Below are 11,980 nucleotides of genomic sequence, written 5' to 3'. Positions count from 1 at the left end.
GGATGTGGCCAGGGTGTCGTATCTTCGAGGGGTAGAAATAGAACAGCATTTCAATAATAAGATGGGAAGAGGATGCCGATGTCTGCACATCCTGCCGAGTCTGCCGAGCGGTACACGCTGATCTCCGCCGACTGCCATGCGGGCGCCGACCACGCCACCTACCGCGAGTATCTCGACTCCCGGTGGCTCGGCGAATTCGATGCCTGGCGCAACCGGTACCGGAACCCCTACCGCGATCTACAGGACGACGGCCGTACCCGTAACTGGGACAGTGACCGCCGAATCAACGAACAGGCGACCGACGGTGTTGTCGCCGAGGTCATCTACCCGAACACCGTGCCACCGTTCTTCCCGAGCGCGGCCGTGATGGCGGCGCCGCCGAACAGCGAGGACTTCGAACGCCGGCTCGCGGGTATCCGCGCGCACAACCGCTGGCTCGCCGACTGGTGCGCCGATGCCCCCGCGCAGCGCGCCGGTGTCGGTCAGATCTTCCTCAACGATGTGGACCGCGCGGTCGAGGATGTGCACTGGATCAAGGAGAACGGTCTGCGCGGCGGCATCCTGATTCCCAATGTGGCACCCGATGTGAAATGGGTGAAACCACTGTACGACCCCGTCTACGACCCGATCTGGCGGGCGTGTGAAGAGCTCGGCGTCCCGGTGAACAGTCACGCCGGTAACGGGCTACCCGACTACGGGCGGTACAAGACGGCGGGGTTGCTCTACATCACCGAGGTGTCGTTCTACGCACAGCGGCCCCTTGTGCAGTTCATTCTGTCCGGAGTGTTCGAACGGTTCCCGAACCTGAAGTTCGCGATGTCCGAACAAGGGTGCGCATGGGCCCCGCGGCTGCTGCGCGAGCTCGATCTGATCGATCACCGGATCAAACGGTCGGGGCGGATCGGTGAGCTCGTGTACGGCCGGGACGAGCAGCTGCCGCTGCGCCCGAGCGAGTACTTCCGCCGTAACTGCTGGATCGGTGTGAGTATGCCGTCCGCGGAAGATATGGCGGCCCGCGAGGTGCTCGGTGCGGGCAAGTTCATGTGGGGGAGCGACTATCCCCATTCGGAGGGGACATATCCGTTCACCCGGGAATGCCTCCGGCAGGTGATGCACGACCTGGAGCCCGGCGAGTTGCGGCAGATGCTCGCCTGCAATGCGGCCGATCTGTACGATTTCGATCTCGACGCCCTGGCGCCGCTGGCCGACCAGTACGGCCCGACCGTGGCGGAGGTGGGGCAGCCGCTGACGGAACTGCCCGACGATCCCAACGATGTATTGCTGCGTGAGACCTTCGCCGCGGCGGTGCGCGCATGACCGCCGGGCAGGAGGTACGTGGCGGTTTCCGGGCCGGGCTCCCGGTCATCGATACCCATATCGGTTTCCGCGAACCCGGGAAAAACGAGTACGACTTCATCACCCGGCAGACGAAGGACCGCGAAAGCAAGGAGAAGTTCTCCTTTCCCGCCGAGTACATGTTCAAGGGTGTACCGCAGGATCTGCCGACCGATGATCCCGTGGAGGTGACCCTGCGGGAGATGGACCGCCACGGGATAACGGTGGGAATGGTCAGTGTCGCCGGCGAGTCGGGGCGCCGCGCGGTGAAACAGCACCCGCAGCGTTTCGTCCCGCAGGGCAGCGCCGTCGACCCCAACGACATCATGGGCACCCTGCGGCGGATGGAAGCCGAATTCGAGGAATTCGGGATCCGTTCGGTGAGTTCCTTTGCCGCCGGAACGTTTCCGCAGGTCGCGCTCAACGCTCCGCAGATGTATCCGATCTACGCCAAATGTGTGGAACTGGATATCCCGATCTTCGCCTGCGCCGGGATTCCGGGCCCGCGGTTGAAGGCAGCGGTGCAGCATGTCGAACTCATCGACGATGTCATGTTCGATTTCCCCGAGCTCGTATTCGTCACCAGGCACGGGTGCGAGCCCTGGCAGGACCTGGCTGTCAAACTGATGCTCAAGTGGCCGAATCTGTACTATTCGACCTCCGCGTTCGCGCCGAAGCACTATCCGCAGGCGATCATCGATTACGCCAATACCCGCGGCGCGGACAAGATCATCTATGCCGGTTATTTCCCGGCGGGGTTATCGCTGGAACGGATCGCGAACGAGATGCCGGATGTGCCGTTCCGCGACGAGGTATGGCCCAAGTTCTTGTCCGAGAACGCGCGCCGTGTCCTGAAACTGGAAGGTTAGCCAGGGATGGTAACGAGCTGCGTAGGGCTGACCACCGAACATACCGATCTGATGGCGGCGATATCCGCGCTGGCCGCGCAGGCGGCGCCGATCACGCTGACCCGCGAACATTTCGACCTCTCGGCTCAGGGTGTCCGCCCGCCGATCTGGGACAAGCTGTGCCGCCAGGGGATTCCCGCGATCCACCTGCCTGCCGAGTTCGGGGGCGGGGGCGCCGGGATCGTCGAGCTCGCGGTAGCGCTCGACGCGGCGGGGCACGGCTTGGTCCCGGGACCACTGCTGCCTACCGTGACGGCCGGCGCGCTCGTGGATCGCCACGGCTCATCCGCAGCGCGCCACGATCTGCTCGCCCGGTTCGTCGCCGGCGCCACCGGCGCCTGCGCGCTCGACACAGCAGGTCCGGTGGCCACGGCAGGCGGTGGTGGGCTGCGGGTCTCGGGTATCAGCGGCCCGATTCTCGGCGGGGTGGGCGCGGACATTCTCGTACTGGGAGCGACCGGACCCGAGGGCCCGGTATGGTTCGTCGTCCCGCCGGATTCGCCCGGTGTCACCCGGATTCGGATTCCGGGTGTGGACCTGACCCGCGATCTCGGCCGGCTCGAACTCGACGATGTGGTGGTACCGGACGACCATGTTCTGTCCTGCGCCACCCGCCACGTACGCGACCTCGCTGCCGTCCTGTTCAGCGCCGAGGCGGTCGGTATCGCCCGATGGTGCCTGGACACGGCCGTGGCGTATGCGAAGGTGCGTGAGCAGTTCGGCCGGCCGATCGGATCCTTTCAGGCCGTCAAACACAAATGTGCCCAGCTGTTCCTGCGGGTGGAACTGCTGGCCGCGGCGGCATGGGACGGCGCGTGCGCGGCCGACGAAGACGGGCCGGGCGGGCCGCAGAGCGCGCTCGCCGCGGCGCGTGCCGCGGTGCAGTGCCTGCCCGAGGCCGCCGAGATCGCCTTGGATGCGCTCACCGTGCTGGGCGGTATCGGGAATACCTGGGATCACGATCTGCATCTGTACTGGCGGCGCGCGACCGGCCTGTTCGCGCTGCTCGGACCGCACCGGGACTGGTCGTACCGAGCTGGTGAGCTGGCCCTCGGCACCGGGCGCGCGCCCGCTGTGGGGGTCGAGGATCGACCGGAGTTGCGGGCGGAGGTCGCGGCGGCGATCGCGGAAGCTACGGGCCCCGATATTTCCGACGGGAAAACCGTGCGCCGTATCCTGGCCGGTCACGGCCTGGTGGCGCCGCATTACCCGCCACCCTACGGTCGCGCCGCCGACGCCGCGGACCAGGTGATCATCGCGGAGGAGTTCCGGCGGGCGGGGATGGCGCAACCCACCACGGTGATCGGGGAGTGGGCGCTGCCGACGATTCTGCGGCACGGCACGGATGCGCAGCGGGAACGGCTGGTGGGCCCGACACTGCGCGGTGAGATCGAGTGGTGTCAGCTGTTCAGCGAGCCGGGCGCCGGATCGGACCTCGCCGCGGTACGGACCTTCGCGGAAAAGGTCGGCGGCGGCTGGTGTCTCAACGGCCAGAAAGTGTGGACTTCACATGCCCGGGAGGCGCACTGGGCGGTCTGCCTCGCCCGCACCGACCGCAGCGCCGCGAAGCGGGCCGGGATCAGTTACTTCCTGGTCGATATGAGCACACCGGGTATCGAGGTGCGGCCGTTGCGGGAAGCCAACGGCGAGTCGATGTTCAACGAGGTATTCCTCGACGATGTCTTCGTCCCGGACGATTGCCTGGTCGGCGCGCCCGGGGACGGCTGGCGGCTGGCGCGCACCACCTTGGGTAACGAGCGGATCGCGATGGGTTCCGGTGCGGTGGGCGCCCGTATCCGGCTCGATCCGGTTGCCGCGGTGGCGGCGCTTCCGGTCGACGCGCGCGCCGCCGCGCTACCTGCGCTCGGCGCGGTGACAGCGACCTCGGGGGCGTTGGACGCGCTCGGCCGCCGTAGTCTGCGCAAACGGATCTCCGGCCTGGAGCCCGGCGCCGAAGGCAACGTTTTGAAGTATCTGTCGGCGCAGCATCAGGTCGAGTTGTCCCGCACCATGATCGAGTGGGCCGGTCCTGCCGCGGCGCAGGAATCCGGGGAGGCCGGCCGCACGCTCGCGGCGTACCTCTCGACGCCCGCGATGCTGATCGGCGGCGGTACCGCGGAGATCCAGCTCAACATCATCGGTGAGCGCATCCTCGGGCTGCCGAGGGAGTGGACGCAGTGACGGCGGGTGCGACCCGTCCGGCTACTATCACCGCCGTGACCTCCCGTGGGGCCGAGTTGCCGATGGCCACCGAATCGATGACTGCGGGCCAGCTGGGGCGCCGCAGCCGGTTGGCCGAGACGGTGATCGAAATGCTGCACGAGATGGAGCCCGATCGTATTCAGATGCGGGAGGTTTCCGAACGATCCGGGGTGGCGCTGGGTACTCTGTACCGCTATTTTCCCGCCAAACAGCAGTTGCTGGCGGCGGCGATGCTCGGCTGGAACAACCGGTTGTCGGAGAAACTGAAAGCCGAACGCAGTGCTCCCGGCCCGAAGGACGGCGGCAGTATCTGCGAGCGCGTGCTGGGTCTGTACCGGCGGGAAATGCGGGCATTCCAGCGGGGCCCGCATTTCGCCCGTCTCGAGATCGAGCTGTTCTCGTCCACGGACGAATACGTGATCGAGACCTTGGACCAGCGCGCCACTGCCAACCGTGGTGCGCTGTTCGATCTCCTGGAAGGGGTACCGCCGGAAACGGCGCGGGTGGCCTCGCTGGCCATCGGGGGCGCCATGTTCGTCGCGCTCACCTCGTGGACGTCGGGGCGGATCAGTTTCGCGGAGGCGTTACGCAATGTGGAGGATGTGATCCGTCTCGTCCTCGCGGACTATGCCTGACAGCATGTCCGAGAATTCGTCCGGGGTTCCCGGGCACCGGCGTCCCGCTCGGTGTCCGGGACGCCACCAGGGGCCGCGACGGTCGCGCTGAGCGACTGTTGTCCGGGGCGCGCCACTCGCGCGATGTCTGCCCCTCGGGAATCAAGGCTCGCGGGCCCGGCTGTCATCGAGCCGGGTGCCGCTGCGGCTACTCCTCGGCCGAGCCGCTCAACCGGCGTGCGCCATCCCGGACGAGTTCCCCGGTCCGGGCGTACTGGTCGGGGGTGAGCCGGGTGTCGGGCGCGCTGACCACGATGGCCCCCTGGGGTGCTCCGGTGATATCGAAGATCGCTGCGCCGATACTGGTCGAACCGTGCTGGACCGCGCCTTCGCACAGCGACCAGCCGCGCGCGCGGATCCGGTCGTATTCCGCGGTGGACAGCAGCGCTTCGGCCGATTCGGCGTGGCCGGTGCGTTCGGCGGGTGTGAGGTGCGCGAGGATCGCGCGCCCGGCGGCGCTCGTCTCGGGTGGGTGGACCTGGCCGATCGGTAGTGCGGTGCGCACGGTATGGGTGCCGTCGGCGACGGTGGCGACCACGAGTTTCCCGCCGTCCAGCAGCGCCAGGTGGGTGGTTTCCCCGGTGATATCGCGCAAGGCCGTGAGCACAGGCCGGGCACGGGCGAGCAGTGAGGATGTGCTGTGGGCCTGTCCTGCCATCGTGACGATTTTCGCGGAGAGTTCCCATCGCGGTGGGGTATCGGGAAGTGGCCGGATCCATCCGGCTTCGTGGAGGGTCGCCAGGACGCGTTGCATCGCGCTCTTGTCCTCGCCGAGGACCCGGCACAGCTCGGTCAGTCCGGCGGGCTGGTCCGCGGCAATCGCTTCGACCACCTGCAGGCCGCGCAGTAGGCCGCTCAGAGTCTTGACCGGAATGTGGATCACCTCTACCTTGGTATCAATAAGAGATAACAAAGTATCTCATAGAGATACTTGAGTCAAGGTGTGGGCCGCTGTCCGGCAGCGCCCGCTGTGTGGAGGAGAACGCCGTGGCAGCACCGCAGCAGCAACTCGATCCCGAATTGTTCGATCCGGAACCCGAACCCGCGGATGTCCGCTACACCGTGATCTCGGTCGACGACCATGTGGTCGAACCCCCGCATCTCTTCGAAACCTGGATGCCGGCCGCGCTGCGGGAGCGCGGTCCGCAGATCCGGGAGACCGCGGAAGGAGCGCAGATCTGGGAGTTCGAGGGAAAGACCTACTCCCAGGTGGGTATGAACGCGGTGGCGGGGCGGCGCTCGGAGTCGGTGAAGTACGAGCCGTTCCGCTTCGAACAGATGCGCCCCGGCTGCTACGACATCCACGCCCGGGTGAAGGATATGGATCTCGGCGGCATCTGGGCGATGCTGAACTTCCCGTCCCAGATCACCGGCTTTTGTGGCCGGGTGTTCGCCTTCGCTGCCGATCGTGAAGTCGGCAAGGCGGCAGTCCGGGCCTGGAACGACTGGCTCTACAACGAGTGGTATCTGGCCTATCCGACTCGCGTGATCCCCGGCGGTATCACCTATCTGGGCGACCCGGTGGAGGCCGTCGCCGAAATCCAGCGTAACGCCGCCCGCGGATTCACCTCGGTCACTCTTCCCGAGCGACCCCATGCGATCGGGCTGCCGTCGCTGTGGGAGCGCGAATACTGGGATCCGATCATCCGGGCCTGCGTCGAAACGGGCACCGTGATCTCGTTGCACGTGGGCAGTTCGGGAATGTACTCCTACCCGCAGGGCGCGCCCGGACTCCAGTTGGGTGCCACGATGTTCGGCCAGCTTTCGCTCGGAGCGTGCAGCGAATGGTTGTGGTCGGGATATCCGAAGGACAATCCGACGCTGAAGATCGCGATGAGCGAAGGCGGTATCGGCTGGGTGCCGATGCTGATCGACCGCTTGGACAACATCATCGACCGTTCCGGCTACGGCCTGGGCTGGGACGATCGCCCGGCCGATATCCTGCGGCGCAATTTCTGGTTCTGCACACTCGACGATCCGTCCACGATCGCCCTGCGCGAGGTGATCGGGGTCGAGCACATCATGCTCGAAACCGACTATCCGCACGGTGACGGCACGTGGCCGCATACGCAGGACGTGATCGAACAGTACTGGGCCGGTATCCCGGCGCCGGAACTCCGCAAGATGTGCAGCGAGAACGCGGCGGAGCTCTACCGCCATCCGCTGCCCGATATCGTGCTGCCGCGGGACTGAGGAGAATCGGATGGCTTTCCGCCCGAGCGCCGAGCGTCTCGTTCCCGAGCTGACCCCGGCCGAGGAGATCGTGCTGCTGGCGCGCGCCCTGTGGCGTGAGGGGTATCGCGACCACTTGGCCGGTCACATCACCCGCAATATGGGTGACGGCACGCTGCTGTGCAATCCGTGGCTGCTGACCTGGCAGGAATTCGGCCCCGGCGACGTGCTCCGTATCGATCTCGACGGCGTGGTACTCGAGGGTCACTGGCCGGTGCCTTTGGGTATCCCGCTGCATCTCGCCCTGCACCGCGCACGCCCGGACGTGCAGTTCGTGGTGCACAACCATCCCGAGTTCGGGACCATCTGGGGTGATCTCGCGGAAGTGCCGCCGGCCTATGACCAGAGTTCCAGTCTGGGTGGCGGGGAGCTGGTGCTGGTCGACGAGTACGCCGGTGCGGTGAACAGCGCGCAGGCCGCGACCGCGGCCGTCGCCGCGATGGGTGACGCCGATCTGGCGTTGCTCGGTGGTCACGGTGTGCTGGTGATCGGCAGTACCGCGCGGGCGCTGTTCCTGCGGGCGGTGGCGCTGGAGCAGCGGGCGAAGAACGCCTGGATGGTGCGGGCGGCCGGCGGGCCGGAGAAGTCCGCGCTACCCGATTGGTGGGTCGACCGGCAACGCCGTAGCGACGGGAACGGGTTCCACGGATTCTGGGAGGCCGCGGTCCGGGCAGAACTACGTGACGATCCGGAGCTCGAACAGCAGATCCTGTCGTTACGGGGGTGAGCGCACGGCTTTTCGGCGTGCTCGCGGTGGGAATCGGCGGAGATCTTCTGCGAACCGGCTACCAAACAAGTGCTTGGTTGGATAGAATCGTGTTTCAGCAGTCCTTATCGATCGAGAGGGCAGCACCTTCATTTTTCGGTCCAGGAGGACTCCTATGGGCAATCCGGTCATCGTCGATACCGCGCGTTCACCGATCGGCCGCCGCAGCGGATGGTTGTCGGGGCTGCACGCGGCCGAACTGCTCGGGGCGGTGCAGAAGGGCATCCTCGACCGGCTGGACCTGGATCCCGCGCTGATCGAACAGGTCGTCGGTGGCTGCGTCACCCAAGCCGGTGAGCAGTCGTCGAACATCACCCGCACCGCCTGGCTGTATTCGGGACTACCCGAACGCACCGGCGCCACCACGATCGATGCCCAATGCGGGTCCGGTCAGCAGTCGGTGAATATCGTGGCGGCCCAGATCGCCGCCGGGGTGATCGACGCGGGTATGGCGTGCGGGGTCGAAGCGATGTCGCGGGTACCGCTGCTGTCGAATATCCCCGATAACGTCGGCCGGCCCCGCCCCGACAAGTGGTCGCTGGACCTGCCCACCCAGTTCGTCGGCGCCGACCGCATCGCGCACCGCCGCGGTTTCACCCGCGCAGATCTCGACGAATTCGGGTTGCGCTCCCAGCAGCGCGCTGCCCTGGCGTGGCAGGAGCGCAGGTTCGACCGGCAGATCATCCCTGTCGAGGTACCGGGTACCGACGGAGCCGAGGCAACGACCGTATCCCGCGACCAAGGATTGCGGGACACCTCCCTGGAGGCGCTGGCCGCGCTGGCTCCCGTGCTGGAGGGCGGCCTGCACACCGCCGGGACCGCGTCACAGATCTCCGACGGTGCGGCGGCCGCCGTGCTCATGGACGAAGACCTCGCGCGGTCGCTGGGATTGCGGCCCCGCGCCCGCATCCTCCGGCAATGCCTGCTCGGCAGTGAGGTGCCCTATCTGCTCGACGGCCCGGTTCTGGCGATCGAGCATCTGCTGGCCCGCACCGGGATGTCACTCGGCGATATCGACGTATTCGAGGTCAACGAGGCATTCGCGGCGGTCGCCCTGTCTGCGGCGCGCACACACGGGATCGATGAGGACCGGCTGAACGTCAACGGCGGAGCGATTGCGCTGGGACATCCGGTGGGGTCCTCCGGGGTCCGGCTGGTCGGTACGGCCGTCGACGAACTCGAACGCCGCGACGGCGGGCGCGCGCTCGTCGCCGTTTGCGCCGGTGGCGCGATGGTCTCCGGTGCCATCATCGAAAGGATCTGACACGATGCAGCTCAGCGGGTTCGAGGGCAAAGTGGCCGTGGTAACCGGAGCCGGCCGGATGCGATCCATCGGCCGGGAAACCGCGCTCGCGCTGGCCCGCGCAGGGTGCGATGTCGTCGTCACGGGCACCGGACGCGGCCCGGACCGGTACACCGAAGAAGAACGCGCCGCCGGCTGGCGTGATATCGACTCGGTCGCCGGCGAGATCCACGAACTCGGCCGGCGCGCGGGTTCGGTGATCTGCGATATCTCCGACGAACACGCGGTGAACGCCCTGGTTCGGCAGGTGCTCGACGAATACGGGCGGGTGGATATCGTCGTGAACAATGCCGCCGCCGCGCGCTCCGGGGACAGGGTTCCGGTGCTCGACCTTCCCACCGAAGCCTGGGATGCGGTGATTCGTGTCAACCTGCGGGGCACCTTCCTGATGAGTCGCGCGTTCGCCCGCGTCATGTCCGAGCGCGGCGCGGGCGGCAGTATCGTCAACATTTCGTCGATCGCCGGGAAACTCGGCGGCCCGAACACCGCCGCCTACTCCGCGTCCAAGGCCGGTGTGCAGGCGCTGACCTCCTCGATGGCGAAAGAACTGGGCCCTGCCGGGATCCGCGTGAACGCGGTCTGCCCCGGAGTGACCGGGACCAGCCGGCTCGACGACCGGTCAGCGGACGCGTGGCAGAGCTATGTCGAGGCGAATCTGCCGCTGCAACGGGTCGGAGACGCGCGTGAAGTCGCCTGGGCGGTGGTATTCCTCGCCAGCGAACAGGCCGCCTGGGTCACCGGCCAATCCTGGAATATCGACGGTGGTCAGCTGACAGTTCGCTGACCGGTCCGCCGTAGTACGTTCACCGCCCTGCGTGCGGTTTTCCGAGGAAAGGGATCTTCCCCATGTCCGATCGATCGACGACACCCGAGCTCCGCGCGGCCGTCATGGCCCGCCTCACCGCGCCCGGCGCCGGCCTCGAAATCGCCCGGGAGCCGGTCCGGGGCATTCCGATGCCGGTGTTCCGGCACCGCCGGCATGCCCTGCCGGAGCTGCTGATCGAATCGGCCCGGTACGGCGACCGCGAGTACCTCGTCAGCGGCGAAACCCGCTGGAGCTTCACCGAGCATCTGGACCGCGTGGCATCGCTGAGCGAGGCGCTGCGCGCCACCTACGGGATAGGCAAAGGTGACCGGGTGGCGATCCTCGCCGCCAACTGCGCCGAATGGATTCTCACGTTCTGGGCGACGACCTCACTCGGCGCCATCACTGTCGGAATGAACTCGATGTGGTCCGCCCGCGAGATCGCCTACGGGATACAGCATTGCACCCCGGCGCTTGTCGTCGCCGACGAAGCGCGCCGCGCCCTGCTGGGTGAGGTCGAGGCCCCCGTGCTGTCGATCGAGGCGGATATTCCGCGACTGGCCACGGCCGCGCCGGGTACGCCGCTACCCCGCACCGAGATCGATGAGGACGATCCGGCGGTGATCCTCTACACCAGCGGCACCACCGGACGCCCCAAGGGCGCCGTGCATTCGCATCGGAACATGATCGCCGCAGTCGACTTCTACCGGTTGAACGATGCCGTCGCCGCCGAAATGGGCAGTGCCCCGGGGGCGCGGCGGTTCCTGCTCGCCACCCCGCTGTTCCATATCGCGGCGCTGCACAATCTTGCCGTCCCACGGCTTGCGTTCGGCGATACCGCGGTCGTCCATACCGGCCGCTTCGATATCGACCGGGTGCTGCGGCTCATCGAAACCGAACACGTCACCAACTGGGGTGCGGTGCCGACCATGCTGCACCGTCTCCTGGAACACGGCGACCTGTCGGGGTACGACCTGTCGTCGCTGCAGATGATCTCGGTGAACAGCGCGCCTTCCTCCGCGTCGTTCAAGCAACGCCTACGTCAGGTGCTCCCTGTTGCCGCAAGGTCGTTGGGAACCAGTTACGGGCTCACCGAATCCTCCACTGCGGCGACCTTCGCGACCGCGGCCGACCTGCAGGCACGCCCCGAAACCGTGGGTACCCCGGTGCCGACGATGAGCGTGCAGATCCGGGATGAACACGGGGAGCCGGTGCCCGACGGGACCGAAGGCGAAATCTGCCTGCGTGGCCCGCTGGTGATGCTCGGCTACTGGAACAACTCGGACGCCACGGCCGCCGCGATCGCCGAGGACGGCTGGATGCACACCGGCGATCTGGGCACGATGGACGACGACTACCTGTGGGTGAGCAGCCGCCGATCCGATCTCATCCTGCGCGGCGGGGAAAACGTATATCCGATCGAGGTCGAGAACGCGTTGAGCGAACACCCCGCGGTACGGGAGTGTGCGGTGCTCGGCGTCGCGCACGCGGACCTCGGCCAGGAGGTGTGCGCGGTGGTGGTCACCGGTGGAGCGGAGGCGGTGGGTGCCGCGGAGCTGAGCGCGTTCGTCGCCGAGCGGATCGCGCGCTACAAGGTGCCCACGCGGTGGGAGATCACGACCGAACCGCTGCCCCGTAACGCCACCGGGAAGGTCAAGCGGCTCGACGTGATCCAGGCCTACGGCGGCGGCAACTGAACGAGCCCCGGTCCCGCTGAGGCGGCGCCCGCCGCGACAGTCGTTGCCGGGCGCCGGT

Annotated in this window: 10 protein-coding genes; 9 read left to right on the top strand and 1 reads right to left on the bottom strand. The window is 67.2% G+C overall.

What is annotated here, in order from left to right; genetic code table 11:
• The first annotated feature begins 78 nt into the window (after nucleotides 1-78).
• The 4 genes from NS6_RS01720 (at nucleotide 79) to NS6_RS01705 (ending at nucleotide 5,080) form a co-directional block, all read left to right on the top strand.
• Entirely contained in the window at nucleotides 79-1,317 is a 1,239-nt protein-coding gene (locus NS6_RS01720) for an amidohydrolase family protein (protein ID WP_210746588.1), read from the top strand.
• Nucleotides 1,314-2,204 (top strand): amidohydrolase family protein, encoded by an 891-nt coding sequence (locus NS6_RS01715; protein ID WP_068035533.1) that lies wholly within the window; start codon nucleotides 1,314-1,316, stop codon nucleotides 2,202-2,204. The genes NS6_RS01720 and NS6_RS01715 overlap by 4 nt, the downstream gene beginning before the upstream one ends.
• A gap of 6 nt (nucleotides 2,205-2,210) precedes the next feature.
• Entirely contained in the window at nucleotides 2,211-4,424 is a 2,214-nt protein-coding gene (locus tag NS6_RS01710) for an acyl-CoA dehydrogenase family protein (protein WP_068035531.1), read from the top strand.
• Between the two features lie 62 nt (nucleotides 4,425-4,486).
• Entirely contained in the window at nucleotides 4,487-5,080 is a 594-nt protein-coding gene (locus tag NS6_RS01705; protein ID WP_068036049.1) for a TetR family transcriptional regulator, read from the top strand.
• Between the two features lie 187 nt (nucleotides 5,081-5,267).
• Here NS6_RS01705 and NS6_RS01700 read toward each other — a convergent pair whose 3' ends face one another.
• Entirely contained in the window at nucleotides 5,268-6,002 is a 735-nt protein-coding gene (locus NS6_RS01700) for an IclR family transcriptional regulator (protein WP_068035530.1), read from the bottom strand.
• Between the two features lie 104 nt (nucleotides 6,003-6,106).
• On the opposite strand from NS6_RS01700, the gene NS6_RS01695 reads away from it, so the two are divergent.
• The 5 genes from NS6_RS01695 (at nucleotide 6,107) to casG (ending at nucleotide 11,922) form a co-directional block, all read left to right on the top strand.
• Nucleotides 6,107-7,312, top strand: a complete 1,206-nt coding sequence (locus NS6_RS01695; protein WP_068036047.1) for an amidohydrolase family protein — start codon at nucleotides 6,107-6,109, stop codon at nucleotides 7,310-7,312.
• A 10-nt stretch (nucleotides 7,313-7,322) separates the two neighbouring features.
• Nucleotides 7,323-8,078 carry a class II aldolase/adducin family protein gene (locus tag NS6_RS01690; protein WP_068035528.1) on the top strand — a complete coding sequence of 252 codons (756 nt, stop codon included), beginning with the start codon at nucleotides 7,323-7,325 and terminating at the stop codon, nucleotides 8,076-8,078.
• Between the two features lie 154 nt (nucleotides 8,079-8,232).
• Nucleotides 8,233-9,381 carry a steroid 3-ketoacyl-CoA thiolase gene (locus NS6_RS01685; protein WP_068035526.1) on the top strand — a complete coding sequence of 383 codons (1,149 nt, stop codon included), beginning with the start codon at nucleotides 8,233-8,235 and terminating at the stop codon, nucleotides 9,379-9,381.
• A gap of 4 nt (nucleotides 9,382-9,385) precedes the next feature.
• Nucleotides 9,386-10,204, top strand: coding sequence for an SDR family NAD(P)-dependent oxidoreductase (locus NS6_RS01680; RefSeq protein WP_068035524.1), 819 nt, complete (start codon nucleotides 9,386-9,388; stop codon nucleotides 10,202-10,204).
• 62 nt (nucleotides 10,205-10,266) lie between these two features.
• The gene (gene casG / locus NS6_RS01675; RefSeq protein ID WP_068035522.1) at nucleotides 10,267-11,922 is read left to right on the top strand and encodes a steroid-24-oyl-CoA synthetase; all 1,656 of its coding nucleotides are present in this window, start codon (nucleotides 10,267-10,269) and stop codon (nucleotides 11,920-11,922) included.
• Nucleotides 11,923-11,980: the final 58 nt, after the last annotated feature.

Source organism: Nocardia speluncae NBRC 108251 (assembly GCF_001613245.1).
Taxonomy (GTDB): Bacteria; Actinomycetota; Actinomycetes; order Mycobacteriales; family Mycobacteriaceae; genus Nocardia; species Nocardia speluncae.
Note: the sequence above shows the minus strand (reverse complement) of the source record. Positions and strands in the feature narration are given on the sequence as shown.